Origin of the sequence: Enterobacter cloacae complex sp. IR5422 (assembly GCF_049238165.1) — a bacterium.
Lineage (GTDB): Bacteria > Pseudomonadota > Gammaproteobacteria > Enterobacterales > Enterobacteriaceae > Enterobacter > Enterobacter roggenkampii.
The window spans coordinates 1-24,512 of record NZ_JBMKHT010000057.1 but is presented as its reverse complement, the minus strand read 5'-3'; the positions used below and the strand labels follow the sequence as shown (position 1 = coordinate 24,512).

General features: G+C 54.7%; 27 protein-coding genes and 1 pseudogene. 9 read left to right on the top strand and 19 right to left on the bottom strand.

The annotated features are described in order from the left end of the window. Positions 1-125: 125 nt before the first annotated feature. Positions 126-566 (bottom strand): annotated as a pseudogene (locus ACOTXT_RS20160) (MarR family transcriptional regulator); the annotation flags it as partial. A 276-nt stretch (positions 567-842) separates the two neighbouring features. Between ACOTXT_RS20160 and ACOTXT_RS20155 the strand changes: the two are divergent. Further along, positions 843-2,306, top strand: coding sequence for an EAL domain-containing protein (locus tag ACOTXT_RS20155; protein ID WP_055322381.1), 1,464 nt, complete (start codon positions 843-845; stop codon positions 2,304-2,306). Positions 2,307-2,335: 29 nt separating this feature from the next. Here ACOTXT_RS20155 and ACOTXT_RS20150 read toward each other — a convergent pair whose 3' ends face one another. From ACOTXT_RS20150 to ACOTXT_RS20140, 3 genes are all read right to left on the bottom strand, one after another. After that, the gene (locus ACOTXT_RS20150; RefSeq protein ID WP_008502294.1) at positions 2,336-2,608 is read right to left on the bottom strand and encodes a DUF883 family protein; all 273 of its coding nucleotides are present in this window, start codon (positions 2,606-2,608) and stop codon (positions 2,336-2,338) included. A 119-nt stretch (positions 2,609-2,727) separates the two neighbouring features. Beyond that, positions 2,728-3,396, bottom strand: coding sequence for an epoxyqueuosine reductase QueH (locus tag ACOTXT_RS20145; protein WP_008502293.1), 669 nt, complete (start codon positions 3,394-3,396; stop codon positions 2,728-2,730). A 124-nt stretch (positions 3,397-3,520) separates the two neighbouring features. Next, positions 3,521-3,997, bottom strand: coding sequence for a GNAT family N-acetyltransferase (locus ACOTXT_RS20140; protein WP_008502292.1), 477 nt, complete (start codon positions 3,995-3,997; stop codon positions 3,521-3,523). 90 nt (positions 3,998-4,087) lie between these two features. On the opposite strand from ACOTXT_RS20140, the gene ACOTXT_RS20135 reads away from it, so the two are divergent. Then, a complete protein-coding gene (locus ACOTXT_RS20135; protein ID WP_045372753.1) occupies positions 4,088-5,017 on the top strand; it encodes a LysR family transcriptional regulator in 930 nt (309 codons plus the stop codon). An 83-nt stretch (positions 5,018-5,100) separates the two neighbouring features. On the opposite strand, the gene ACOTXT_RS20130 is transcribed toward ACOTXT_RS20135, so the two are convergent. Then, on the bottom strand, positions 5,101-5,598 hold the full coding sequence (locus ACOTXT_RS20130; protein ID WP_192850816.1) for a surface-adhesin E family protein: 498 nt from the start codon (positions 5,596-5,598) through the stop codon (positions 5,101-5,103). Next, positions 5,595-6,218: a hypothetical protein gene (locus tag ACOTXT_RS20125; protein ID WP_055322380.1), complete on the bottom strand. Its 624-nt coding sequence runs from the start codon at positions 6,216-6,218 to the stop codon at positions 5,595-5,597. Before ACOTXT_RS20125 ends, ACOTXT_RS20130 begins: the two co-directional genes overlap by 4 nt. A 201-nt stretch (positions 6,219-6,419) precedes the next feature. On the opposite strand from ACOTXT_RS20125, the gene ACOTXT_RS20120 reads away from it, so the two are divergent. The 3 genes from ACOTXT_RS20120 to ACOTXT_RS20110 all read left to right on the top strand — a co-directional run bounded on the left by ACOTXT_RS20120 (position 6,420) and on the right by ACOTXT_RS20110 (position 9,696). Next, positions 6,420-6,695 carry a metal/formaldehyde-sensitive transcriptional repressor gene (locus tag ACOTXT_RS20120; protein WP_008502288.1) on the top strand — a complete coding sequence of 92 codons (276 nt, stop codon included), beginning with the start codon at positions 6,420-6,422 and terminating at the stop codon, positions 6,693-6,695. A 30-nt stretch (positions 6,696-6,725) separates the two neighbouring features. Beyond that, entirely contained in the window at positions 6,726-7,844 is a 1,119-nt protein-coding gene (locus tag ACOTXT_RS20115) for an S-(hydroxymethyl)glutathione dehydrogenase/class III alcohol dehydrogenase (protein WP_055322379.1), read from the top strand. A gap of 160 nt (positions 7,845-8,004) precedes the next feature. Further along, entirely contained in the window at positions 8,005-9,696 is a 1,692-nt protein-coding gene (locus ACOTXT_RS20110; protein ID WP_055322378.1) for a methyl-accepting chemotaxis protein, read from the top strand. Between the two features lie 118 nt (positions 9,697-9,814). On the opposite strand, the gene ACOTXT_RS20105 is transcribed toward ACOTXT_RS20110, so the two are convergent. The 4 genes from ACOTXT_RS20105 to ACOTXT_RS20090 form a co-directional block, all read right to left on the bottom strand. Next, on the bottom strand, positions 9,815-12,196 hold the full coding sequence (locus tag ACOTXT_RS20105) for a glucose/quinate/shikimate family membrane-bound PQQ-dependent dehydrogenase (protein ID WP_333164275.1): 2,382 nt from the start codon (positions 12,194-12,196) through the stop codon (positions 9,815-9,817). A gap of 250 nt (positions 12,197-12,446) precedes the next feature. Beyond that, positions 12,447-13,370 (bottom strand): LysR substrate-binding domain-containing protein, encoded by a 924-nt coding sequence (locus tag ACOTXT_RS20100; protein ID WP_021242540.1) that lies wholly within the window; start codon positions 13,368-13,370, stop codon positions 12,447-12,449. A 180-nt stretch (positions 13,371-13,550) separates the two neighbouring features. Then, positions 13,551-14,435: an SDR family oxidoreductase gene (locus ACOTXT_RS20095; RefSeq protein ID WP_021242539.1), complete on the bottom strand. Its 885-nt coding sequence runs from the start codon at positions 14,433-14,435 to the stop codon at positions 13,551-13,553. A 64-nt stretch (positions 14,436-14,499) separates the two neighbouring features. Further along, entirely contained in the window at positions 14,500-14,889 is a 390-nt protein-coding gene (locus ACOTXT_RS20090; RefSeq protein ID WP_008502282.1) for a YdeI family stress tolerance OB fold protein, read from the bottom strand. A gap of 138 nt (positions 14,890-15,027) precedes the next feature. On the opposite strand from ACOTXT_RS20090, the gene ACOTXT_RS20085 reads away from it, so the two are divergent. The 4 genes from ACOTXT_RS20085 to ACOTXT_RS20070 are packed head-to-tail and all read left to right on the top strand — an operon-like array spanning position 15,028 to position 17,521. Then, complete coding sequence (locus ACOTXT_RS20085; RefSeq protein WP_069598951.1) at positions 15,028-15,531, top strand: hypothetical protein; 504 nt, start codon at positions 15,028-15,030, stop codon at positions 15,529-15,531. 9 nt (positions 15,532-15,540) lie between these two features. Further along, positions 15,541-15,987: a DUF421 domain-containing protein gene (locus ACOTXT_RS20080; RefSeq protein ID WP_008502280.1), complete on the top strand. Its 447-nt coding sequence runs from the start codon at positions 15,541-15,543 to the stop codon at positions 15,985-15,987. An 11-nt stretch (positions 15,988-15,998) separates the two neighbouring features. After that, positions 15,999-16,517, top strand: coding sequence for a 2-oxo-tetronate isomerase (locus ACOTXT_RS20075; protein WP_069598264.1), 519 nt, complete (start codon positions 15,999-16,001; stop codon positions 16,515-16,517). A gap of 17 nt (positions 16,518-16,534) precedes the next feature. Beyond that, positions 16,535-17,521 carry an SDR family oxidoreductase gene (locus tag ACOTXT_RS20070; protein ID WP_021242537.1) on the top strand — a complete coding sequence of 329 codons (987 nt, stop codon included), beginning with the start codon at positions 16,535-16,537 and terminating at the stop codon, positions 17,519-17,521. Here ACOTXT_RS20070 and ACOTXT_RS20065 read toward each other — a convergent pair whose 3' ends face one another. From ACOTXT_RS20065 to ACOTXT_RS20025, 9 genes are all read right to left on the bottom strand, one after another. Then, positions 17,522-19,147, bottom strand: a complete 1,626-nt coding sequence (locus ACOTXT_RS20065; RefSeq protein WP_069598265.1) for an alpha-amylase family protein — start codon at positions 19,145-19,147, stop codon at positions 17,522-17,524. It abuts the gene before it with no gap. An 8-nt stretch (positions 19,148-19,155) separates the two neighbouring features. After that, positions 19,156-20,166, bottom strand: a complete 1,011-nt coding sequence (gene cydB / locus ACOTXT_RS20060) for a cytochrome d ubiquinol oxidase subunit II (RefSeq protein WP_032651830.1) — start codon at positions 20,164-20,166, stop codon at positions 19,156-19,158. Further along, a complete protein-coding gene (locus ACOTXT_RS20055; protein ID WP_021242535.1) occupies positions 20,166-21,569 on the bottom strand; it encodes a cytochrome ubiquinol oxidase subunit I in 1,404 nt (467 codons plus the stop codon). The genes cydB and ACOTXT_RS20055 overlap by 1 nt, the downstream gene beginning before the upstream one ends. 67 nt (positions 21,570-21,636) lie before the next feature. Continuing rightward, the gene (locus tag ACOTXT_RS20050; protein ID WP_008502274.1) at positions 21,637-22,509 is read right to left on the bottom strand and encodes a manganese catalase family protein; all 873 of its coding nucleotides are present in this window, start codon (positions 22,507-22,509) and stop codon (positions 21,637-21,639) included. 17 nt (positions 22,510-22,526) lie between these two features. Continuing rightward, on the bottom strand, positions 22,527-23,033 hold the full coding sequence (locus ACOTXT_RS20045) for a ferritin-like domain-containing protein (RefSeq protein WP_014883791.1): 507 nt from the start codon (positions 23,031-23,033) through the stop codon (positions 22,527-22,529). Positions 23,034-23,058: 25 nt separating this feature from the next. Then, positions 23,059-23,262: a hypothetical protein gene (locus ACOTXT_RS20040; RefSeq protein WP_008502273.1), complete on the bottom strand. Its 204-nt coding sequence runs from the start codon at positions 23,260-23,262 to the stop codon at positions 23,059-23,061. Between the two features lie 23 nt (positions 23,263-23,285). Next, positions 23,286-23,780: a ferritin-like domain-containing protein gene (locus ACOTXT_RS20035; protein WP_008502272.1), complete on the bottom strand. Its 495-nt coding sequence runs from the start codon at positions 23,778-23,780 to the stop codon at positions 23,286-23,288. Between the two features lie 94 nt (positions 23,781-23,874). Beyond that, positions 23,875-24,060, bottom strand: coding sequence for a general stress protein (locus ACOTXT_RS20030; protein WP_004150795.1), 186 nt, complete (start codon positions 24,058-24,060; stop codon positions 23,875-23,877). A gap of 209 nt (positions 24,061-24,269) precedes the next feature. Beyond that, on the bottom strand, positions 24,270-24,512 hold a 243-nt coding region (locus tag ACOTXT_RS20025), incomplete at its 5' end, for a hypothetical protein (protein WP_421625422.1).

The window sequence follows — 24,512 nt, the reverse complement described above, 5'->3', positions numbered from 1 at the left end:
TCTGGCGGCGTTTACTGGAAAACTCACTGTCGGCAAAAGTCAGTTGCTGGCTCATCCGGTTACTCATTCTGGGTTCAGGTTACAACACGATGATCTCACATCTCGGACTTATTCGCACCTTCCTTAATATTAAATGTCGGATAAAGAATGCTGACGGGCAAAAAAGCGCCGGACATATAACGCTTTAGTTCATTCAGGCCTTTTTCGGTTGGCGCGATTCTCGTCTTTCGTCTGTCTTCTGTACAGCGCCAGGTCCTGATGCGCCCGGTGGTTCTGAGTATCGTAATGATCGCAATAACGCTGTTGGGGCTGGCTATCTTATAGCGAGAACATAACTCTTTAATTTCAGAAACTGACTCGGCCTGATTGCCAAAAATAAAACAACACATTGAGAGGATAATGTTGAACCGTGATTCCTGTAGCATTGTCTTGTAGAACAAAGGTTGTTTTTTGTAGATGGTGTCATTAATTGTGTAGTGCTCTAATATTGCCTCACCGAATCGTGGATTGCTCTTTATGACATCCCTTCGATGTAGCAAGGCCCTGGATGAGATATGATTATCCATAGCATTTTTCTCGTATTTGAATGAGCCGATAGATGAAGTGTCCAGTCTTCTTTTTCGGAATTTTCATTATACCCTGAGAATAAAACATTTGCCGTGGTTATTTGAAAAGAAAAGTATAGTTAAACGTTTGTGATTAACGCAAAGATGTTCCGGTGAATTAGACTGATAACAGTTTCTTAACCCTGGGTGCTACTGTAAAATTATACTACGCAACAGATGCAATAGATTTTACGCATACTCAAACAGAAATGGCGCTTTGGTGCCCAGGAGCAGGTTATGACCCAAAAAATGTCTCTCAAAAATGGGGTTTGCGATGAACATAAATTTGTCATCTCAGCCTGCGGCTTCACATTTCAGGGGTATTGTTCGATCCTCAATAAGTACGGGATCCACGCTTCCCAAATTCACTTTAACGGAGATGAGGCATCCCAACAGGATGTTGAAAATATCCTTAAAAATCAGGATGCCCATATCGTGGTGTTCCTCGGGAAAGGTGTCGTCAATCTCCTGGAAAGCCTGAAGCGACTGGCCTCGGTACTCAATGCACTCCCCGTTATTCGGCATGTCACCCTGTATGGTGATATTCCTGAAGGCTGGCTGTACCGCACGCTGGGCAGTCTTTTAAATAACAGTTATCAATTATCATTGATTCGCGTTGCCAGTGTTTCGGATGTAGTAGGCTGTTTTAATACCCATTACAAAAGCTTTAAGGATCGTTCCCGTGTATTACGCGAACGCTACATGGATATTGGCTCGGAAGAAAATCTAAAGTGGTTAACAAGAAGAGAGATTGACGTTTTATTAAATTTCTATCGTGGTATGTCCGTAAAGGAAATGTGCGATAGAATGGGGTTGTCGAATAAAACGGTTTATACCCACCGAAAGGAAGGAGTGCTTAAATTACGTTTAATTAAGCGCTGGTTACACGATCCGCACAATTTTAAAGCAGATAAACCTGATAAACACCCGCGTCAAAAAGTGGGGTTCACGGAAAAAGAAGCCGAAATTTTTAATGCGTTACGTAATCGGGAAATATTTCCGGCATATCAGATTATTACCGATCGAGATAAAAAAGGGGTTGGGTTTGAAATCCTGATTCGCTGGAATAAAAACGGTAAAATTGTCAAGCCTGCCAGTTTTTTAACGGATGTTTCCAATCATGAAATCTGGCTGAAAATTACGGCGTTGGTCATCCATGCCGCCGTTTCAGGTATTAATAAGTATAACGGGAAATACTATTTTTCAGTGAATATTCCGCCTCGTCTGGCGTCCGGGAATGCTTTGCCTGATATGGCACGGAAAGCCATCGGCATGCTGCTCAAACCGCAGTGGGCCGAAAAGCTGGTTTTTGAATTTGCAGAAGATATTGACGTGACGAAGGACAAAAGGATCCCTGAAACCATGCGGCATTTACGCAATACGGGGTGTCGATTGTTCCTGGATGACTGCTTCTCTAACCATCAAACCATGTTCCCGGTGCGCCAGGTGCATTTCGATGGGCTTAAGCTGGATCGGGACATCGTTGAGCATTTTGTGGCAAACGACAATGACTATAATTTGATTAAAGCGATACAGGTTTACAGCGACATGACCGGAACGGACTGTATTGCAGAGGGGGTTGATAGTGAAGAAAAGTTTGAGAAATTAGTCGAGCTGGGCATCAAGAACTTTCAGGGATATTATTTATCACGCGCCGTGAAAGAGGAGGAGTTAGACCGCATGGTCAGGTTGTTTAGCTAGTAAAAAATAAAGCCCCGAAGGGCCCTGGGTTATTTCCGGCCCAGCAACAAGCCGAGAACAATACCGATTGCACCCGCGGCAACGAGGCCGGTAAGGGGATTGTTTCTGACGGCTTCAGTGACATCGGAAACGGCATCGCTGGCCTGAGCGGCATATTTTTTAGCAGCACCTTTAACCTGATGTTTTGGTGAATCAACGAATTCACCAAACTGCTGCTGCGCTGAACCTGCAAGTTCATCAAATTTATTTTTTGCTTTGTCTTCAGCAAACTGGGTGTTTTTATCAGTACCGAAATCAGACATTTTTGCCTCCTTTTGTTGATAATTAAAGGATAGCCGCTCTTTGTGGATACGGCAGGCGAAAGGCTAAATTCGGCACCTGAAAGGGCGGTTTTCGGATATATCTCTATACCCGGAACCCGTTATTTCTCATTGTCATCCTGACCGTAAAACAGTTTCCCAATGCGGATCAGCGGGCGGCCCTGTGACTTACGGTGCAGGTTACTGTCCCTGAGCGAATAAACGCAGCCGCAGTATTCCTGCTGGTAAAACTGTTCTCGCTTGCTGATCTCAATCATGCGCGAGGAGCCGCCCTGTTTACGCCAGTTATAGTCCCAGTACACCATACCCGGATAGCGCGCCGCCGCACGCTGGCCGCAGTCATTTATCTGCTGCATGTTCTTCCAGCGGGAGATCCCCAGCGAGCTGCTGATGACGCTGAATCCATTTTCTGCCGCATAGAGCGCCGTACGCTCGAAACGCATATCGAAGCACATGGTGCAGCGGACGCCGCGCTCGGGTTCCCATTCCATGCCTTTCGCGCGCTCAAACCAGTTATCGGTGTCGTAATCGGCATCAACAAACGGCACGCCGTGCTTTTCCGCAAAGCGAATATTTTCCTCCTTACGAATGAGGTATTCCTTTTGCGGATGGATATTGGGGTTATAGAAGAAAATGGTGTACTCAATGCCCGACGCCTGGATAGCCTCCATCACTTCACCGGAGCAGGGGGCGCAGCAGGAGTGCAGCAGCAGTTTGTCAGCGCCGTTTGGCAGGGTGAGTTGAGGGCGGATAAAAGGGGCTGTCGTCATGGCGTTCTGCACTATGTTTATGAAATTTATGGAAGGGTAGCATAAATTCATAATCTGTTGAGACGGGATCGACGCAGGAAAGCGCGATCCCGCGGGGCGGGATCTTCTCGGATATGACGTGCCGCTATTCGGCAAATTTGAGCAACGCTTCTCCGTCAAGACGGTAGCGCACCCATTCGGACTGCGGCAGCGCGCCAATGCTCAGATAAAAATCGATGGCGGGCTGGTTCCAGTCCAGCACGCTCCATTCAAGGCGACCGCACTGCCGTTGTACGGCGAGCTGGGCGATATGTTTCAGCAGTGCTTTTCCCGCCCCCAGGCCGCGATAAGCTGGGGAAACATACAGATCTTCCATATAAATCCCGTTGCGGCCAAGCCAGGTTGAATAGCTGGTGAAGAACACGGCATAGCCGGCGATTTTGCCTTCACACTCCGCGATCAGCGCTTCGGTTTTAGTACCTGCGCCAAAGAGCGTTTCCCGGATCTCCTCCGGTGTGGTAACCACTTCTTCCGGGGCTTTTTCATACACCGCCAGCTCGTAAATCATGGCGTAAATGGCCGCCGCATCTTCGGGGCGTGCCTGGCGAAGGGTGATGCTCATTGTTTTACCTGCTTTTTAGCGTGCGTCTTGATTGATGGCGTTAAGCATACGGCGTATTGTCTGAAGAATTAAGTGCAATGAAATCAATAAATGATGAATATTATGCATCCGGCCCTGAGACGTCTTGATTTAAACCTGCTGCCCGTTTTCGACGCGATTTACCGCCACCGCTCTGTTCGGTTAGCCGCTGACGAGCTGGCGATGAGCACATCCGCGCTCAGCCATGCGCTGTCGCGCCTGCGTGCCACCCTGAATGACCCGCTGTTTTTCCGCGAAGGGCATCGCATGTCCCCCAGCGTGTATGCCTCTCAGCTCGCGCCTTCGATTGCTTCCGCACTGTCGTTCCTGAATCATGAGTTGACCCCGCAGCCGGAGTTTGATGCAGCCAGCAGTTCGGAGTGCTTACAAATTGCGATAACGGACTTTACCGCGCTGTGCATTTTCCCGGTGCTGATGCACAAACTGCAGCTTGCGGCCCCGGGCTTGCGTTTCGAATTGCGCTATCTGCCGCACAGCCCGGCGCTGACGGAACTGCTGGCGGGCGAGGTGGATCTGGCGCTGGGGTTCAGCACTCAGGATGATATCCGGCACCCGGAGCTGGAAGAGATCGACTGGTTTGAAGATGAGTATGTAGTCATCAGCAACGCGCGCCGGACGCGTCTCACGCTGGAGGAGTATCTCGCGGCCCGACACCTGGTGGTGACGCCATGGAATGAGAAGCAGGGCGTTCTTGACGTACGGCTTGAGCAGCTGGGCTATACCCGACAAATCGCGATCAAAACGCCGTCGATGCTTAGCGCACCGTTTATCGTAGCGGAAAGCGACCTGCTGATGGCGATCCCCCGCTATGCCGCGGAGAAGCTGATTAAGACAGCGGATCTCAGGATTTTTGCGTTACCGTTTCCGATACGCACGTTTGAAGTGAAAATTTACTCGCATAAACGCAGCGGCCAGCGGGGCGCGACCCGCTGGCTGAAGGAGGAACTGCAGATGCTGGCGCAGGCTGTCAGGGGACGGTAGGCTATTTGTTAGCGGACAGCCCAGCCCGCGCTTTAATATAGAGCAGAGCGAGTCTGTCCATAGAAGCTTAGGTCCTGAAGATTTTATTCATCCAGTAACGGTTTTCGATTATCTTTCGCTGGCTCTGGCTTGAGTTTTTCAACGGGAATACTGCACATGCTTTCCGCTATTATCCCAAAAAGAGAGTCTTTCGGGTAACTTTCCCATTGTCCTACATCCTGTGTCACATGTACGACATCACCTTCCGCGAACGGTTTGGAAAAATAGGTTCGCGCCATAACGGCACGCTGGTTTTTGTCGCAGTTAATCACGTCGATTGCCCGGGAACTCGCTATGTAGACGGGAGGATTTTTTATAATGAGTGTCTTCTCGGCGTAGTTATTGATGAAATAAAAGCGGCGTAAGCGGTCGTTACCCTGATAAGTTGAAATCACCCGAAGATCGATATACGAAGCAATTTTCTTATCTTCAAGGATTTTTATGACGCCTGCCGGTGGCTTGGGGGTGGACTGGGGCTGGGGTTTACTTGTCCCGGTACAACCTGTCAGCATAACTAATACCAGCCATGTTAGCTTTTTCATTTCGCATCCCCTGCGGATAAATCAGGCCGTAATGTCGTCAGCATGTCAGGCGTTACATTTCCCTGAACGGTACAGAGCAATAATGTCCCGTCTTTACCTTTGCTGAGCATTAACAGCTTTTCGGTACTTTCTTTTGCCGGAGCAATACCTGACACCGCCTGCGCGTTGTCTTCCCAGTCACTGTTTGGGTTGATTTTAATCATCGTCTGAGAAACATAATCATCTCCCGCCTTTTTCCAGGACAAATGATCAAGTCTGGACATCACTTCTTCTTGTGACTCTTTGAAAATGAGTCCCCAGTAATAGTACTTACCGTAATTGATTTCATCGAGATTGCTGGTTTGCAGGTAATATCCCGATACCGTCAGATTTAATTCATGCAGCGGTTGAGCAAACCAGATGGTGCGATTGCCGTCTTCAGGGGCTTTGAACCAGGCCTGCGAATGCTTGTTAAGCGTTAAGGGGGCTACGCGGCTGAGTTTGGCTCGCTGATGATAAATCTCGTTGAAAAAGGTTGAGTCGCAGCGGGTCAACGTTTGTGTCAACCTGCTGGCGTGAACCGCGGGTGTGGCTACAGCCATACCTGCTATGAGCCCAATGGAGGAGATGAGTTTACGCATGTAATATCCCTATATTAAAAAAAGACCCTGTTTTTATCGGCTTATCAGGATGAGACTTTACGCTTTTTCTATTTTGCTTCGTTATCTGGCGTATCCAATGCCTCCCCCGAGTTTTGTACAAAACCTCAACCCTCTCATCTTTAGGTTTACACAGCGGTAACAAAATAGGTACCATACCCCCCTATAGTATCAGGAGGGCGTATGCCGCATTCACCCGAAGATAAAAAACGTATTCTTACCCGCGTCCGCCGCATTCGGGGTCAGGTTGATGCCCTGGAACGCGCGCTGGAGTCGGGCGACCCCTGTCTGGCCATCCTGCAGCAAATTGCCGCCGTGCGCGGGGCTGCCAATGGCCTGATGGGCGAAATGGTTGAAATTCACCTCAAAGATGAGCTGGTAGCGGGGGACACCACGCCGGATCAGCGTGCCGTTCGCATGGCGGAAGTCGGCCATTTACTGCGCTCTTATCTAAAATAAATCCACATACCTGACAAGAAGGGAAGACATATGAAATCTCGCGCTGCAGTTGCATTTGGCCCCCGCCAGCCGCTCAAAATCGTTGAAATTGACGTGGCACCGCCGAAGAAAGGCGAAGTGCTGATCAAAATCACCCATACCGGCGTATGTCATACCGATGCGTTTACGCTCTCTGGCGACGACCCGGAAGGTGTCTTCCCAGCGGTGCTCGGCCATGAAGGCGGCGGGATTGTGGTAGAAGTGGGCGAAGGCGTGACCAGCCTGAAGCCGGGCGATCACGTGATCCCGCTGTACACCGCGGAATGTGGCGAGTGTAAGTTCTGTAAATCCGGCAAAACTAACCTCTGCCAGGCCGTTCGCGCCACCCAGGGGAAAGGGCTGATGCCCGACGGGACGACCCGTTTCTCCTACAACGGAGAGCCGGTTTATCACTACATGGGCACCAGCACCTTCAGCGAATACACCGTTTGCGCGGAGATCTCGCTGGCGAAGGTGAACCCGCAGGCGCCGCTGGACAAAGTCTGCCTGCTGGGCTGCGGCGTGACCACCGGTATTGGCGCGGTGCATAACACCGCAAAAGTCAAAGAGGGCGATACCGTGGCGGTGTTCGGTCTCGGCGGCATTGGTCTGGCGGTGATTCAGGGCGCGGTGCAGGCGAAGGCCGGTCGTATCATTGCGGTCGATACCAACCCGGAGAAATTCAGGCTGGCGGGTGAAATGGGCGCGACCGATTTTGTGAACCCGAAAGATCACGAGAAGCCGATTCAGGACGTCATCGTTGAGATGACCGACGGCGGCGTGGACTTCAGCTTCGAGTGTATCGGCAACGTCAACGTGATGCGTTCCGCGCTGGAGTGCTGCCACAAAGGCTGGGGCGAGAGCATCATCATTGGCGTGGCCGGTGCGGGTCAGGAGATTAAAACCCGTCCATTCCAGCTGGTCACCGGGCGCGTATGGCGCGGTTCCGCGTTTGGCGGCGTGAAGGGCCGTACCCAGCTTCCGGGTATGGTTGAAGATGCGATGGTCGGCAAGATTCAGCTCGATCCGTTCATTACCCACCGCTTACCGCTGGAGCAGATCAACGAGGCGTTTGATCTGATGCACGAAGGAAAATCCATCCGTACCGTTATCCATTTCGGCGACAAGTAACTCTTCTGCCAGCGGTTTTTCGCCGCTGGCATTTCTTTAATAATCTTCTCTAAAGTGTGACCAGTGCGGCGTTTTTAGCCGTAATCTAAATCTCTGCCGTGCCGATGACTATTTAACAGGCGTGTTTTTACGCATCTTACCTACAAGAGAGTCGACGGTCATGGACAACACTACTTCGATGCTGGCGCAGCGCAAGCTGGGCTTCTTGCATCACATCAGGCTGGTTCCGCTGTTTTCCTCCATTCTCGGTGGCATTATTCTTCTGTTTGCCTTGAGCTCGGGTCTGGCAGGGTATTTCCTGCTGCAGGCCGATAACGATCAGCAGGATGTCACATCCGAAATTCAGGTGCGTATGGGGCTGTCGAACAGCTCAAACCATCTGCGAACCGCGCGTATCAATCTGATCCACGCCGGTGCGGCAAGCCGTATCGCAGAGATGGATGCGATGAAGCAGAACATCAGCGAGGCGGAAACGCGTATTAAGCAGTCTCAGGAGAGCTTTACCGCCTACATGAATCGCGCCGTGCGTACCGCCGAGGGCGCAGCGCTGGATGCGGAGCTTAAGACCCGGTATGACGCCTATATCGCGGGCATGCAGCCGATGGTCAAATTCGCCAAAAACGGCATGTTCGAAGCGATTATCAACCATGAAAACGAAACGGCGCGTCCGCTGGATGACGCGTACAACGCCGTACTGCTGAAGGCGATTAAGATCCGTACCGACCGTGCCAATGCGCTAACGGCGCAGGCGCACAGCCGCACGCAGCTGGGTCTGATGTTTATGGTGGGCGCGTTTGCGCTGGCGCTGGTGCTGACGGCGATGACCTTTGTCGTGCTGCGCCGCACGGTAATCAATCCGCTGCAGCGGGCAGCGAAACGTATCGAGAATATCGCTAAGGGCGACCTGACGATGCCGGACGACGTGGCCGGGCGCAGCGAAATTGGCCGCCTGACGCGGGATCTGCAAACCATGCAGCACTCGCTTGAAAAAACGGTCGGCACCGTGCGTCAGGGGGCGGAGGAGATTTACCGCGGCACCAGCGAGATCTCTGCCGGTAACACCGATCTCTCGTCCCGCACCGAGCAGCAGGCTGCCGCCATCGAGCAGACCGCCGCCAGCATGGAACAGCTTACTGCGACGGTGAAGCAGAACGCGGATAACGCCCATCATGCCAGCAAGCTGGCGGAAGATGCTTCCGGGAAAGCCACCCGCGGCGGCCAGATGGTCTCCGGCGTGGTGAAAACCATGGGCAATATCTCCAGCAGCTCGAAGAAGATCTCTGAAATCACCGCCGTGATTAACAGCATTGCCTTCCAGACCAATATCCTGGCGCTTAACGCGGCGGTAGAAGCGGCGCGGGCGGGTGAACAGGGGCGCGGATTTGCCGTGGTGGCCAGTGAAGTGCGCACCCTGGCAAGCCGCAGTGCGAATGCCGCAAAAGAGATCGAAAGCCTGATCAACGAATCGGTTTCGCTGATCGATCAGGGGTCCGGTGAAGTTGTTGCCGCCGGTAACACCATGAATGAGATCGTCGAAGCGGTGAAGCGCGTCACCGACATCATGCTGGAGATTGCCGCGGCGTCCGATGAGCAGAGTCGCGGTATCGTCCAGGTGAGCCAGGCGATTTCGGAGATGGATAAAGTGACCCAGCAGAACGCCTCGCTGGTGGAAGAAGCCTCCGCGGCGGCGGCGTCTCTGGAAGAACAGGGCGCGCGTCTGACCGAGGCGGTTGGGGCGTTTCGGTTGAGCAGCGCAAAGCAGGGTCGCGCGGTGACGGCTGCACCGGTGGCTCAGAACGTACCGTTGCGCCCGGCGGCGACGGTTTCCGGGGATAACTGGGAGACGTTCTGAGTCGCGTGTTTTGTCGGGTGGCGGCTTCGCCTTACCCGACCTACTTGTATTTGTAGGCCCGCGTAAGCGTAGCGCCACCGGGCAAAAAAAAGGGACCTTTCGGTCCCTTTTTCACATCTTATTTCTTGTCAGGTAACGCGTACGCGATAACGTAATCACCGCGATCCGGCGACTGGCGGGCGCCACCGGCGTTAATGATGATGTACTGCTTACCGGTTTTCGGCGACACGTAGGTCATCGGGCCGGACTGGCTGCCGACAGGCAGGCGGTCTTTCCAGATCTCTTTCCCGGTGGCGGTATCAAACGCGCGCAGGTAGAAATCCTGGGTGCCGGCAAAGAACAGCAGGCCGGACTGGGTCGAGAGCGATGCCCCAAGCGTCGGCATGCCGATTGGGATTGGCATGTGCATGCGGATGCCCAGCGGGCCGGTATCTTCCACCGTACCAACAGGAACCTGCCACACCAGCTTGCCGGTTTTCAGGTCAACCGCCGACATGGTGCCAAACGGCGGTTTCTGGCACGGAATGCCCAGCGGCGACAGGAAGCGCTCGCGCATCGCGCCGAACGGCGTGCCGTCCATCGGAACAATCCCCATCTCGATGCCGCTGGCATCTTTCGCCACGTTCGCGCGCGGCACCATGTAGTTTGCCAGACCCAGACGCATATCGTTGACGAACATCAGGCTGTTGTTCGGGTCAACGGAGACGCTGCCCCAGTTCATCCCGCCGAGTGAGCCAGGGAACTGCAGGGAACGGTCGAGACCCGGTGGAGTGAAGACGCCCTGATGACGCATCTCTTTAAACTGAATGCGGCAAAGCAGCAGGTCGACTGGCGTCGCGCCCCACATGTCGGACTCGGTCAGCGTCTGGTTGCCAATCATCGGCATGCCAACAGAGTACGGCTGGGTTGGGGAGTAGCGTTCACCTTCAACGTTACCCGCCGGGACAGGGCGTTCCTCGACCTTCGCCACCGGCTTGCCGGTTTCGCGGTTAAGCATGAAGATCATGCCCTGCTTGCTGGTCTGCACCAGCACAGGCGTGGTGCCGCCCTTGCCGTCAGGCAGGTCGTACAGCAGAGGCTGGGAAGGCAGGTCAAAGTCCCACAGGTCGTGATGGGTGGTCTGGAAATGCCAGCGGACCTGGCCGGTGGCCGCGTCGACGGCGACGATGGAGGAACTGTACTTATCGTCCAGCGCGGTACGCTCGCCCGCCCAGAAGTCTGGCGTGGCGTTGCCGGTTGGCAGGTAGATCAGGTTCAGTTTGGCGTCGTAGGACATCGCAGACCAGACGTTCGGCGTACCGCGGGTGTAGGTCTGGCCTTCCGGCGGCAGGCCGGTCAGGTTCGGATTACCGGGATCCCACGCCCAGGCCAGCTTACCGGTGTGAACGTCGTAGGCGCGGACCACGCCCGGCGGCTCGCCGGTCGAGTAGTTATCCGCGACGCGACCGCCGACGACAACGACGTTTCCGGCTACCAGCGGCGTGGAGGTCTGCTGATAATATCCGGGCTTAATCTCACCCATGCCGACGCTCAGATCCACGGTGCCATGGTCGCCAAAGTCGTCGCAGACCTTGCCGTTATCCGCGTTAATGGCAATCAGACGGGCATCGGTGGTGGGCAGGAACAGACGACGAGGACATGCCGCTGGCTGTGTTTCTGCCTGTGACGTTGTCACGGTGGAGTGGTCTTCAAAATAGCCCAGACCGCGACAGCGCTGCCAGTTCGGCGCGGTGGCTTTCGAATCATAACGCCATTTTTCTTTACCGGAATCCACGTCCAGCGCCAGCACTTTACTGTACGGCGTACAGACATACAGCGTGTCGCCAACCTGCAGCGGCGTGTTCTGATCTTCCGCACCCGAGCCGTTGCTCTGCGGAATATCGCCGGTGTGCGCAACCCACGCGACTTTCAGCGAGCTGACGTTTTGCTTGTTAATCTGATCCAGCGCGGCGAAGCGGTCGCCGTGGGTGGTGTTGCCCCAGTGTTTCCAGTTCTTTTGCTGCTCGCCGGGTGCAACGGGTTTCACCGGCACGGGCTCGTTCGCTGCCACAAGGGTTTGCGGCTTAAACATCCAACCGAGGCTGACCAGCATGGCCACCGCGAGCAGCGCCGCGACGCCAAAAGCGGGGGCTTTGTTTGGTGCAGTGTGGTTTGCCGCACGCAGGAAGGGCCAGACGATGGCGCACAGGAACGCCAGCACGGCAAAGGTAAACAGGCGGGAGAAGAGCGGCCAGAAATCCCAGCCCGCATCGCTTACCGCCCAGAACAGCGAGGCAATAAACGCGATGCCGTAAAGCACGATCCCGCTGGTGCGGTTGAGGAAAATCAGGATCGCGGCAATCACCATTGCCACGCCCATTATCAGGAAGTAACTACTCCCGCCTACGGTGGCGAGCTTAAAGCCCAACCCGCCGACCGCCAGACCGATGAGCATCATCAGTCCGGCAAGAAGCCACTGCAGAATACGCGGTATTCCACGTGGCGCGCTGCCAAATGCCATTTCTCTCTCCTTTAGATCCCGCCGCCGTGTCGGGTATGTACCAGTTGGGTAATAAATGCGGTGGAATTGATGATTAGCACGGGTGAATTCGTTTTTATCAAACCGTTTGTGAACCATTTGGTGAATTCACGGCTATGATAAAACTGTTAAATTGTTTTACGCAATTGTTAATGAATGATTTCGCATTATTTGATTAACGCGCAGGTCTGTTCCCTCGCCCCTTCAGGGGAGAGGGCTAGGGTGAGGGATATTAAACCGGCATCGATTTACGGATGGCGCTCAGCAGCGTTTGCGCGCCGGTGGAAAGCGGGGTATCTACCCGGGTCAAAATGCCGATAGGTTCACCAGCGCCGGGGGCCGTTACGGGGAGAGCGGTCAGCGTGCCCTGGCGCAAATCATCTTTTACCGCGCCGGAGGGAACGAACCAGACGTAGTCATAGTCGAGGGTGAGCTGGCGTGAAAGCGAGGCTGACAGCGTTTCGATACACCCTGAGGGCAGCGTACACCCCTGCATTTGCAGCAAGGTTTCGGCGGTCTGACGTGGGACGGTCCCTTTCGGGCACACCACCACCGGCCACTCCATGACGCGGCTTAACGTCACCGTGTCCTGCAGCAGAGGGTGATCGGGACGAACCACCAGCTTCAGGGATTCCAGGAACAGCAGCTCGTAATTGAGACCGCCCATCAGTTCAGGGTCGGACATGCGGCCAATCCCGATATCCAGCTCGCCCGATTTCAGTCCCGCGAGCAGCATGGTGTTATTCATGGTGGCAACCTGGATCGTGGTATGCCGTTGCTGCTTGTGGAACTGGCCAATCACCGGCGGAAGAATGCCCAGCGCGGCGGTGGGCAGGGCCCCGACGCGGACGACCTCGCTGGTGTGTTCTTCTTTTCGATGCAGCGACTGGCCTGCGGTATTGAGCGCATCCAGCACTTTGACGGCGTGCGTAAGGAACTGTTCGCCCACGATGGTAAGCTGCGCCCCCAGCCGACCCCGGTCAAAAAGACGGGCGCCGGTCAGCTGTTCAAGCTCGTTGAGGGTTTTCGAGAGCGCAGGCTGGCTCAGGTTAAGAGTTTCAGCCGCACGCCCCAGCGTTCCCTGTTGAGCGACGGCCACAAATGTATGCAAATGGCGCAAGCGTATGCGCTGACTGAACAGACCATTTTTTTCCATAGGCGATGTTAAAAACAGAGCGATGCGGGTGACAAGCTAAGTTGTTTAATTTTGATAACTTGATAGCAAAATATTTTTAACATTTGATCTGTTTGAGTTACAACATGTTTTTCGGCAGGGGAAGAAAAGTGAACATCCTTGTTCATTTATTGCTCACTGCAGAGAGGGAGGGGTAAGGGGTTAGATCACGCCGTCACCGCCGTCAGAACACCATACCTGGCCGGAGGTAAATGAACATTCATCCGAGGCCAGCGTGACGTACAGCGGGGCAATCTCGACGGGCTGACCCGGACGTCCCAGCGGGGTATCGCCGCCAAACTCCTTCACTTTTTCCATCGGCTGGCCACCGCTGGATTGCAGCACCGTCCAGTAAGGGCCAGGGGCGACCGCGTTGACGCGAATGCCTTTCGGACCCAGCTGCTTGGCTAAGGATTTGGTAAATACCGCCAGGCAGGCTTTGGTCTGGGCGTAGTCCAGCAGCACCGGGCTCGGCTTCACGGCCTGAACGGAGGAGGTATTAATGATAACGGACGAGGCTTTCAGGTGGCGCAGCGCCGCCTTCGTGATCCAGAAGGGGGCATAGACGTTGGTTTTAAACGTCGCGTCAAAATCTTCGGTGGTCAGCTCTTCAAGGGATTCACGGAACTGCTGACGACCGGCGTTATTGACCAGAATATCCAGCCCGCCTAGCTTCGAGACGGCTTCTTCGACCAGATTCTGGCAGAAGGTTTCGTCCCGAACGTCCCCCGGCAGCGCGACGGCGTTCCGGCCTTCGGCTTTGATCAGGTCGATGACCTCCGCGGCGTCTTTTTCCTCTTCAGGCAGGTAGTTAATGGCCACGTCTGCGCCTTCGCGGGCATAGGCGATGGCCACTGCGCGACCGATACCCGAGTCACCGCCGGTGATCAGCGCTTTTTTACCGGCCAGGCGGCCATGCCCTTTGTAGCTAGTTTCCCCGTGGTCGGGTACAGGTTGCATTTCGGATGCCAGTCCCGGTGGCGTCTGTGGCTGTTCCGGGAACGGGGGTTGCGGGTAAGCGTTCGTACGTTGTTGGGTATCACTCATAGCTGACTCCTTAAGCCAAGGGGTGAGATTTGATGGATAACTGCAGCGTTAACGCTTCGCTGAATTATTTCTGCAAACGATCGACACGGACGACGGCAGGAGATGATTTTTTATCAAGCGAACCGTTGATGCTGATCATCTGGTCGGGTTTTACCGTTCTGCCATCGAAGACTGCCTGGGGAATAATAACGTCGATTTTTCCGGTTTTATCCTGAAATACAAACTTATCGCCGCTACCGTCAATAAGATTACCGCGTAATGAAATGGTCGCACCGTCGTGCAGTTGTTTTGCCTGATCGATGGTCATAATACGCGCGTCATCGGTTCCGCGATATCCGCTATCCAGCGCGTGGGGCGGCGGCGGGGCTTCACCTTTTTGTAACCCGCCGTTATTATCTGCCCATGCGGCCGGAACCAGAAATATCAAAAAAGCGGAAATAAGCGATAATTTCATCGGATATCCTTCATTTTGGGTGTCTTGACTTATTAAGTATTGTTGCTATTCCTTTATGTGGCAAATGTGATAAGTCCTAAAAACATTCGCGTTAGAAATCAAAATTATCGGATAATAAGCGAAACGGTGACGATGGCCATGAAGCGTGAAAATGAAAAGTTACCCGGGATTGAGGAAAGATATCGCTTGCTGACGTTTGAATACGCGTTTCGTCAGGTGGGGTTTATCGTTCTGTTAGGTATTATCGTTGCCGCCATTGCCGGTCTGTTTTCAAGCGGAATAGTCAGCGATACGGTAAAAACAAATTCCGCCAAGTCGCTGACCATAAACTATGAGCGCTTCGGGCGGCGGGAGACGGAGACACGGATGCAGCTTGCGTTTCCGGTGAAAACGGAGGGGGCCTATACCCTCAGCGTCACCAGCGAGAGTAGCGATGCGTATGATCCAGGCAGCGTCTGGCCCCAGCCGGACGCCATGTTCAGCCACGGAAACAGCCTCTATTTTGTTTATCACAACCTGAAAAAGACGGACAACTTTTCGGTATTACTCTTTACCACACCGTCCCGGGCCGGTAAATGGAACTCGGTCATCCGCGTAAACAACGAGCCGGAGATCACCCTCTGGCAATTTATTTACCCGTAGGAGGCTGATATGGATATGGTCTTTCGTGCGCTGGCTATTTATTTGTTCCTCGTGGTGGTATTTAAAGTGGCCGGGCGACGCGCGCTGCTGCAGATGACCAGCTTTGATCTCATTCTTCTCCTGATAATTAGTGAAGCCACGCAGCAGGCGCTTCTGGGGCAGGATTTTTCCGTCACCGGCGCGATGATTACGATTACCACCCTGGTGGTAGTGGATATTATTTTTGGCCTTATGAAAAAGTATTTTTCCCCGGTAGAGAATATTCTGGACGGCACGCCCGTGATTCTGGTGGAAAACGGCGTTCCCCTGGCGGATAAACTCAAAAAGGTCGATGTCTCTTGCGATGATATTCTGGTTTCCGCGCGTCAGAATAATGGCATTACCGAAATAAGCCAAATTAAATATGCCATACTTGAGCGCAATGGACATATTTCAATCATTCCTTTCGAGAAATAAGAGGCGGCAAGATGAGCAATCTTTTGCACGATAACCATTACACCGTCGGTGAGCTGACAAAAAAACTGGCGAGCAAGTTAACCGATGCCGGTCTGCGCTTAACCACGGCGGAATCCTGCACCGGGGGAAAGCTCTCGGTGGCGCTCTGCGCTGAAGAGAACACGGCCGATTTTTATGATGTCGGGCTGGTAGTGTTCAGCGATGCCGCGAAAGCGCGGATCCTCGGCGTGCGTCCTGAAACGCTGGCGCGCTATACCGCCGTCAGCGAACAGACGGTGACCGAGATGGCCGCCAGCATCCGCGACATTGCCCAGGCGGATATCAGCATCGCCATCAGCGGATACGCTGGCCCGGAAGGGGGCGACGACGGCACGGCGGCGGGGACGGTCTGTTTTGCGTGGAACATACGTGGCGAGACGAAAACCCGTACCGTGCTTTTCTCCGGAGACTGTCAGGAGGTGGTGGAAAAAGCGGTGCATTTTTCGCTGGCAGAGCTGGTAACAGCATTGTCGGACGGAAATAACGGTTGAGTTCACGTGGAGGTTCTATGGCTGTCATAGTGATTACCGGTGGGACGGCGGGCGTGGGAAAAGCCACGGCGCTGCGCTTCGCAAAAGCAGGTTACGATGTGGGCCTCATCGCCCGTGATGAAGCCAGCCTGCACTCCACCCAGGAAGAGCTGCGCCGCTTCGGCGTAAATGCGCACGCCGTGCAGGCGGACGTCGCCGACAGTCAGGCGGTGGTGGATGCGGCTAACGAGATTGAGTATCGCCTCGGTGCGATTGATGTCTGGGTCAACAACGCCATGGGGGCCGTGCTTGCACCGTTTCGTACCCTTACGCCGGACGAGTTTCGGCGCGTGACCGAGGTGACATACCTCGGCTACGTGAACGGCACCCGCGCGGCGCTTGAGCTTATGGTTCCACGCGACAGGGGCGTGATTATTCAGGTAGGGTCCGCGCTGGCCTACCGTTCCATTCCCCTGCAGTCCGCCTACTGCGGGGCCAAAGCGGCGATCCGCGGGTTTACCGATGCGGTGCGCACCGAGCTGATGCATGAGAACAGCCGGGTTCAGCTTTCGATGGTGCAGATGCCGGGGCTCAATACGCCGCAGTTCGAATGGGCAAGGAACAAGTTCGCGTGGGCAATGCGGCCGGTACCGCCGGTGTTCGAGCCTGAAGTCGCCGCCAGCGCCATCTTCAGGGTGGCGCAAAAGCCGGTGCGCGAGCTGTGGGTTGGCAGCAGCACCATTCAGTCGATTGTCGGGCAGTTCCTCTTCCCGGGTTTTCTGGACAGGCTGATGGTGAAGAAAGCCTGGGAAGGTCAGATGACCGACGATCTGAACGCGCCGGACCGCCGGGATTATCTCGACCAGCCGGTTAACGACCTGCACAAAATCCATGGCCGTTTCACTGACGAAGCGAAAACCCGCGCGTCGTCCGTGACCTCCGGTATGCCGGGCAAAGTGGCGTTAGGGGCCCTTGCGGTGGCGGGTATTGTGTTGACGCGTTTGCTCACCCGCCGGAAACCGTAATCAGCGCAGCGCGCTGCGGTGCGTCCAGAACCAGCGATAGCCGTAGCCGCCAAGGCTGAGCTCGACGGTTTTACCGCAAACCAGCGCGTCATCGTAGCGTTTGTCCGCGAGACAGGCGGTCCAGGTCGTGTTGCGGATCCCCTTCACGGTGAACTGCACCGGCTGGTCACTGAAGTTAACAAAGGTCAGGATGCTGCGTTCTTCGGTCTCGTAATAGATCCCCAGCACCGCGTCACTATCGATCGTGAGGAGCCGAAAGGGCGCAACGGCAATTTCGGGGAACTCCGAGCGGGTATTGGCGATATCAATGATGCGGTGCAGGAGCGAGTTGCGGTGGAGCAGCGAATCAGCGACGTTGATTTTTTGATAGCGGTAAGGACCGCGGTCAATAATCGGCGCGATAAATTTTTCCGGGTCGGCTGCCGAAAAACCGCCGCCTTTCGATCCTGCCCACTGCATGGGGGTGCGCACAGCGTAGCGCTCCTCCAGATCGAGGTCATCCCCCATGCCGATCTCATCGCCATAGCGCATCACCGGAACGCCGGGCAGGGAAAAGAGTACCGCGTGGCAGAACGCCAGCCGCTTCAGATCGCCGTTCAACATCGGCGCCAGGCGGCGGCGGATCCCGCGCTGGTAGACGTTCATCTCGTCGTCAGGGGCGAAGGTATCGAGGACAAACTGTTTGTCTTTCTGGCTGATGCCCTCCAGATCCAGCTCGTCGTGATTGCGCAGCCAGTTGGCAAAACAGCATGAATCGGGCGGGACGATCATTTTCTTCACCGCGTTGCGCAGCGGACGGGCGCTTTTGCGGGCCAGGCTAACGTAAAAATATTTGTTGAGCCAGAAATTGAGCACCAGATTCAGGCGGTCATTATTGCCAAAGTAGTCCTGATAGGCCTCCACCTCGACGTCCACTTCACCCAGCAGGATCGCGTCCGGATTATGTTCCTCAATCAGACGGCGCATGTGTTCGAGGATCCACAGGCCCTTTTTTTCATCACCGTTTCCCGCCTGCGTGGTCAGGTGGGAGGCGGCATCCAGGCGGAACCCCGACACGCCCAGCTTGAGCCAGAAGAGGATGATGTTCTCAATCTCTTTCAGCACCGCGGGTGAGGTCAGGTTCAGGTCCGGTTCGTGGCGATAGAACATGTGCCGGTAGTATTGTCCCGCTTCGTCGTCCCAGGTCCAGATGCTCTCCTCCACGCCGGGAAACATGGGAGGCGTATCGTCGTCGTCACTATCTGACCAGAGGTAGTAATCCCGGTAGGGTGACGCCGGGTTACGGCGGGCCTGCTGGAACCAGGGATGCGCGTCAGAGGTGTGCTGGATCAGCAGTTCAATAATGACCTGCATGCCCAGCTCGCGGGCCTGTTCGATAAAGGCGATGATATCGGCCAGCTTTCCGAAGCGGGGATCCACCTGGAGATGGTCGCTGACGTCATAGCCTTCATCGAGAAAGGGCGTGAGGTAAAACGGGGTGATCCAGATAACCGTCGCCCCCATGCGGCGAATGTACCGCAGCTTGGCCGCTATCCCGGCGATGTCCCCGCAGCCATCGCCGTTCAAATCATAAAAGAGTGCGGTATCAATCTGGTAAATAATGGCCCGTGTATGCCAGTCCGTCATAGCGTGCCTCAGTGATAGCCTTCAGTATCCGAAACCTTGCCCCGGAACACGTAGTAGCTCCAGGCGGTGTACACCAGGATCACCGGAATAATCAGTAACGTCCCAACCAGCATAAACAGCTGGCTGGCAGGCGGGGCCGCGGCCTCCCACAGAGTGATACGCGGCGGAATAATGTTCGGCCAGAGGCTGATACCCAGTCCGCTGAACCCGAGGAAGATCAGCCCCAGCGTCAGCAGGAAAGGGCGCGCGTGGCTGTCCGGATTGCGGGTCAGGCGCCAGATCAGCACGCTGAAGATCCCGACCAGCAGCGGAACCGGCAGGAACCAGAAGAAGTTGGGCAGGGTAAACCAGCGGTCGGCGACGTACTGCCAGCCGAGCGGCGTCCAGACGCTGACCACCGCGATAACCACCATCAACGCCAGCAGCACGTGGCGGGTCAGTTCGCGCATGCGTTGTTGCAGCGCTCCTTCGCTTTTCATGATGAGCCAGGTGGTGCCCAGCAGCGTGTAGGCGACGACCAGACCGATGCCGCAGAAGAGGTTGAAAGGCGTGAGCCAGTCCAGCGAAGAGCCGACAAAACGTCGGCCCTCCACGTCAAAACCGTTGATCACGGCACCCACCACCACGCCCTGGCTGAAGGTGGCGAGCAGGGAGCCGCCGGCAAAGGAGTAGTCCCAGAATTTGCGGTGTGAAGGGGTGGCTTTGAAGCGGAACTCAAAGGCAACGCCGCGAAAGATGAGGCCGATCAGCATCGCGGTGAGAGGGATGGTCAGCGCATCAATGATCACCGCATAGGCCAGCGGAAACGCGCCGAACAGCCCCGCGCCGCCGAGCACCAGCCAGGTCTCGTTTCCGTCCCAGACGGGCGCCACGCTGTTGACCATCACATCGCGCTCTTTGGCATCGCCCACGAAGTTAAACAGCAGGCCAATCCCCAGATCGAAGCCGTCCATAATGATATACATCAGCGTGGCAAACACGATGATGGCAAACCAAATCACTGAGATATCGACGCCCATCAGATTCTCTCCTCTTCCGGAACAGACTCCGCGGCTGACAGCGGACGGGCAGGCGTGCCCGAGGTGTTTGACGTCAGCGTATCAACGGGCTGAGGACCTTTCTTAATCAGCCGGATGAGATAAACATAGCCCACGCCAAATACGGATGAGTAGACGACGAAGAACGCCAGCAGGCTAATGCTCATCTGCAGGGTGCTGTGCAGCGATACCGCGTCGATGGTGCGCAGGTAGCCATAGACAACCCACGGCTGACGGCCCACTTCGGTGGTCACCCAGCCGGCAAGCAGCGCGACCAGCCCCGCAGGCCCCATGCAGAGGGCAAACCACTGGAACGGACGCGAGTGGTAAAGTCGGTGGCGATAGCGTAGCCAGAGGCTGAGCAGACCGAGGGTAATCATCAGCAGCCCCATCCCTACCATAATGCGGAACGACCAGAAAACGATGGTCGAGTTGGGTCGATCCTCTTTCGGGAAGTCTTTCAGGGCCGGGACCTGTTTATCCAGGCTGTGCGTCAGAATCAGGCTGCCGAGCGCGGGGATCTCCAGGCCGTATTTGGTGCGTTCTTCCTCCATATCCGGCAGGCCAAACAGCAGCAGCGGGGTGGCCTCGCCGGGCGGATTTTCCCAGTGACCCTCAATAGCGGCGATTTTGGCTGGCTGATGCTCAAGCGTGTTCAGGCCGTGCATATCGCCTACCACCGCCTGGATAGGGGCGACCAGCAGCGCCATCCACATCGCCATCGAAAACATGGTGCGAACGGCGGGCGTATCGTTACCGCGGAGCAAGTGCCAGGCGGCCGACGCGCCGACAAACAGCGCGCTGCTCAGGAACGCGGCGATAGCCATATGAATAAGACGGTACGGGAAGGAGGGGTTAAAGACGATCGCCAGCCAGTCCTGCGGGATCACCTGCCCGTTTTCGATAGTGAAACCCTGCGGCGTATGCATCCAGCTGTTGGAGGCGAGGATCCAGAAGGTCGACATCAGCGTGCCGAGCGCCACCATGCAGGTCGAAAAGAAGTGCAGCCCCGGGCCGACCTTGTTCCAGCCGAACATCATGACGCCGAGGAATCCGGCCTCCAGGAAGAAAGCGGTTAATACCTCGTAGGTCAGAAGCGGGCCGGTAATGCTGCCCGCGAACTGGGAGAACCCGCTCCAGTTGGTGCCAAACTGGTACGCCATCACCAGCCCGGAAACGACGCCCATGCCGAAGTTAACGGCAAATATCTTTAGCCAGAAGTGGTACAACGATCGCCAGACGTCGTTTTTGGTGCGCAGCCACATGCCCTCCAGCACCACCAGGTAGCTGGCGAGACCGATGGTGATCGCAGGAAACAGGATGTGGAACGAGACGGTAAAAGCGAACTGAATTCTGGCCAGATGAAACGCATCGAGTTCGAACATGGTCCGTACCTCTGAGACGATGGGGCACGCGAATTGCCGGGCAGGTCAGGCCTGCCCGGCAAACCGATTACGGTTTAGTCTTACCGGCACCCAGCTCGGCACCGGTCAGCGGGTCGGAATGTGGATCGGACTTCGTGCGGGCAGACATCGCCTTAACCAGGGTTGCCTGCTCGGTTGTGAGCGTCACGCTGGCACTGCCATCGCCGCCATCCACCGCAGGCTGGGGGGACTCAACGTAATCGAAATGTTTATCGCTGTTCCAGCTTCCGCGAACCTCTCCACCTTCAGACATATTGTAGTACTTGTTGGTGAATTCCTCGATTGGCGGCAGTTTTCCCGGCGGAAAATTATTACGGATGGACTGCAGCGCCTTCTCAAAGGAGAGCTGATGCGCCGCCTCACGCGTCATCAGAAACGCCAGGGCATCTTTAACGCCGGGATCGTCAGTCACGTTGATCAGCCGTTCATAGATGATTTTGGCTCTGGCCTCGGCCGCCACGTTCGAACGCAGATCCGCCGTCGGCTCGCCAATGGTGTCGACGTAGGCCGCCGTCCAGGGTACGCCCGCTGAGTTGGTTAGCGGGGTTCCGCCGCCGTAGAGCAGGGAGGTGATGTGGCTGTCATTCCCGTTTTCGGTCATGGAGCGATACAGCTCGGCCTCATTTTCCACCCCTTCCGCCAGCGCGCCCTTGGCACCTTTATTCAGCATACCGACCAGGGTACCGATGATTTCGAGGTGGCTTAACTCCTCGGTCGCGATATCCATCAGCATGTCTTTACGGCCCGGATCGTCATCGCTCAACCCTTGCGTAAAGTAGCGGCAGGCGGCGGCCAGTTCACCCTGCGGTCCGCCAAATTGTTCCAGTAAAAGGTTGGCCAGGCCGGGATTCGGTTCGGCGACGCGAACCGTGTATTGCAGCTGTTTGACGTGTCGAAACATGCTCACTCTCCTGTGGGTTATTTTTTCGCTTCGACACCCGACGCGTCTGAACGCAGCAGGAACTGTTCCGTCGTTTGCGGGATATGACGAATCAGCCAGTCGGCCATTTCGCGCTCTTCGGCGAGGATCGTCTCGATAGCGGGTATCGAGGCGGTGTCACCCGCTTTTTTGGCCGCCGCCAGCAGGGAGGTATAGCAGGCGATTTCAAACTGTTCGAAAACATAGCCGCTGATCGAGCCCTTCACGATTTCGTCAGAAGGGAACATGCCGCCGATGGATTGTCCCAGCGCCGCCATTTTGCTCATCGAGTCTTTTAAGACCGAACGAGAAATATCATTACGGTCGAGGATTTCCTCCAGCAATGTGATTTGCCGTTTTGTCTCATTAATATGTTGCTCAATTCTGGCGCGAACATCAGGATAATTATCGATACGGCTGGCCATGGATTCCAGCATAGATTCGGCTTGCTTTTCCATTGCATGGGCATCGCGTAGCCAGTCATGGTAGTGTTCTACGTGATTCATCATTGTATCCTCATTAGGGGTTCGCTTATTTGGTCTCACTTTCAGCAGCCTGATCGGCACGTGCGGCACTGTAGCCAGATAAATGGCCGACAATATTGGCATAAATACTGATGATAATGACCCATAGCACGCTGTTCTTCCACCAGATGACGGAAGGGATAGCGAGAATGAACCATATTATCGCTGCCGCTAAATGGCACCGTTTAATTGTCCTGGGACTGATGCTCATTTTATTTAACCTGTATTATCGCGTCATTTCTGCGCTTTTTGGTTAATATTGCCAACGGCCAGGTCGGTGAGTTTAAGGTCGGTCTCTTTCTCTTCTTCCAGCGTTTCGGCAAGAAGCTTAACGGCTTTTTTATAGCCGAGCTGTTCTGCCAGAGTGGCAAGGGTACCGTAGCTGGCTATTTCGTAATGCTCCACTTTTTGCGCAGCAGCAATTAATGCGGCGTCACGGACTTCATTTTTTTCCGTGCTTTCGATGACTTCATTAGCTTCTTCAATTAAGCCTTCCATTGCGACGCATTTCATGCGCTTGAGCTTGATGCCGTCTTCCTGTTCCACGATCTGGTCGATACGTTCGATCTGACCTTGCGTCTCTTCAAGGTGTGCGGTAAAGGCGGCGCTCAGCTTCTCGCTGGAGGCGGCGCGGGCAAGCTTGCTTAACGCTCGGGTAAGCTGCTTTTCTGCGCTGTAGGTATCCGACAGAAGATGAATAAATACATCCTCTACACTTTTCATATTCATAATTATTACGCTCCGGTAAAATAAAGAAAGGGTACTGCGAGCTTTTCAGCCCGCAGCATGCTCTCTGGTTTTATTAAAAGAGTACTAAATAAGATCAGGAGTTATCAGATTTACGGCCTCCGCCGTGACTGTTCTGTCCCCCTTTCTTACCCGCTTCAGATGCGCGTTGCGGATCGTTTTTAAAATTACCACCGCTGTGCTGGCCACCTTTACGTCCAGCTTCTGATGCTTTTTCACGGTCTTCAGCGAAATTACCGGAACCACCACGATGCTCTGCCATATTAAACCTCATAGTCATATATTGGTTATGTCAGTACGATACGAAAATATTCCGTATCACTCGTCGTTCGAGTAATAACTCTAGTCGCTGTGTGCGATCCGTCAAATGCGTTTTGCTATTTGCGGTTGCGTTATTTTTAAATATTTGTAAATTTGCGCTTCGCTTGCGTTGGAAATATGGATAGACAGGAAGGACTTGTAAACATCTGTTCAGATTATTCCTAACTTTGAGCTAAAAATTTGAAAGCTGAGGATAAAAATAATGACGCACTCAAATTGGTTGATTTGCAGCCAGGGGAAAATAAAAAATACTCCTTTATAGCTAGGGAAGGTGCGAATAAGTCCGAGATGTGAGATCATCGTGTTGTAACCTGAACCCAGAATGAGTAACCGGATGAGCCAGCAACTGACTTTTGCCGACAGTGAGTTTTCCAGTAAACGCCGCCAGACCCG

Bases quoted from the DNA above. Each gene is read 5' to 3' on its own strand.
- ACOTXT_RS20155 (WP_055322381.1), top strand. From the start codon at position 843: ATGACCCAAAAAATGTCTCTCAAAAATGGGGTTTGCGATGAACATAAA.
- ACOTXT_RS20150 (WP_008502294.1), bottom strand. From the start codon at position 2,608: ATGTCTGATTTCGGTACTGATAAAAACACCCAGTTTGCTGAAGACAAA.
- ACOTXT_RS20145 (WP_008502293.1), bottom strand. From the start codon at position 3,396: ATGACGACAGCCCCTTTTATCCGCCCTCAACTCACCCTGCCAAACGGC.
- ACOTXT_RS20140 (WP_008502292.1), bottom strand. From the start codon at position 3,997: ATGAGCATCACCCTTCGCCAGGCACGCCCCGAAGATGCGGCGGCCATT.
- ACOTXT_RS20135 (WP_045372753.1), top strand. From the start codon at position 4,088: ATGATGAATATTATGCATCCGGCCCTGAGACGTCTTGATTTAAACCTG.
- ACOTXT_RS20130 (WP_192850816.1), bottom strand. From the start codon at position 5,598: ATGAAAAAGCTAACATGGCTGGTATTAGTTATGCTGACAGGTTGTACC.
- ACOTXT_RS20125 (WP_055322380.1), bottom strand. From the start codon at position 6,218: ATGCGTAAACTCATCTCCTCCATTGGGCTCATAGCAGGTATGGCTGTA.
- ACOTXT_RS20120 (WP_008502288.1), top strand. From the start codon at position 6,420: ATGCCGCATTCACCCGAAGATAAAAAACGTATTCTTACCCGCGTCCGC.
- ACOTXT_RS20115 (WP_055322379.1), top strand. From the start codon at position 6,726: ATGAAATCTCGCGCTGCAGTTGCATTTGGCCCCCGCCAGCCGCTCAAA.
- ACOTXT_RS20110 (WP_055322378.1), top strand. From the start codon at position 8,005: ATGGACAACACTACTTCGATGCTGGCGCAGCGCAAGCTGGGCTTCTTG.
- ACOTXT_RS20105 (WP_333164275.1), bottom strand. From the start codon at position 12,196: ATGGCATTTGGCAGCGCGCCACGTGGAATACCGCGTATTCTGCAGTGG.
- ACOTXT_RS20100 (WP_021242540.1), bottom strand. From the start codon at position 13,370: ATGGAAAAAAATGGTCTGTTCAGTCAGCGCATACGCTTGCGCCATTTG.
- ACOTXT_RS20095 (WP_021242539.1), bottom strand. From the start codon at position 14,435: ATGAGTGATACCCAACAACGTACGAACGCTTACCCGCAACCCCCGTTC.
- ACOTXT_RS20090 (WP_008502282.1), bottom strand. From the start codon at position 14,889: ATGAAATTATCGCTTATTTCCGCTTTTTTGATATTTCTGGTTCCGGCC.
- ACOTXT_RS20085 (WP_069598951.1), top strand. From the start codon at position 15,028: ATGAAGCGTGAAAATGAAAAGTTACCCGGGATTGAGGAAAGATATCGC.
- ACOTXT_RS20080 (WP_008502280.1), top strand. From the start codon at position 15,541: ATGGATATGGTCTTTCGTGCGCTGGCTATTTATTTGTTCCTCGTGGTG.
- ACOTXT_RS20075 (WP_069598264.1), top strand. From the start codon at position 15,999: ATGAGCAATCTTTTGCACGATAACCATTACACCGTCGGTGAGCTGACA.
- ACOTXT_RS20070 (WP_021242537.1), top strand. From the start codon at position 16,535: ATGGCTGTCATAGTGATTACCGGTGGGACGGCGGGCGTGGGAAAAGCC.
- ACOTXT_RS20065 (WP_069598265.1), bottom strand. From the start codon at position 19,147: ATGACGGACTGGCATACACGGGCCATTATTTACCAGATTGATACCGCA.
- cydB (WP_032651830.1), bottom strand. From the start codon at position 20,166: ATGGGCGTCGATATCTCAGTGATTTGGTTTGCCATCATCGTGTTTGCC.
- ACOTXT_RS20055 (WP_021242535.1), bottom strand. From the start codon at position 21,569: ATGTTCGAACTCGATGCGTTTCATCTGGCCAGAATTCAGTTCGCTTTT.
- ACOTXT_RS20050 (WP_008502274.1), bottom strand. From the start codon at position 22,509: ATGTTTCGACACGTCAAACAGCTGCAATACACGGTTCGCGTCGCCGAA.
- ACOTXT_RS20045 (WP_014883791.1), bottom strand. From the start codon at position 23,033: ATGAATCACGTAGAACACTACCATGACTGGCTACGCGATGCCCATGCA.
- ACOTXT_RS20040 (WP_008502273.1), bottom strand. From the start codon at position 23,262: ATGAGCATCAGTCCCAGGACAATTAAACGGTGCCATTTAGCGGCAGCG.
- ACOTXT_RS20035 (WP_008502272.1), bottom strand. From the start codon at position 23,780: ATGAATATGAAAAGTGTAGAGGATGTATTTATTCATCTTCTGTCGGAT.
- ACOTXT_RS20030 (WP_004150795.1), bottom strand. From the start codon at position 24,060: ATGGCAGAGCATCGTGGTGGTTCCGGTAATTTCGCTGAAGACCGTGAA.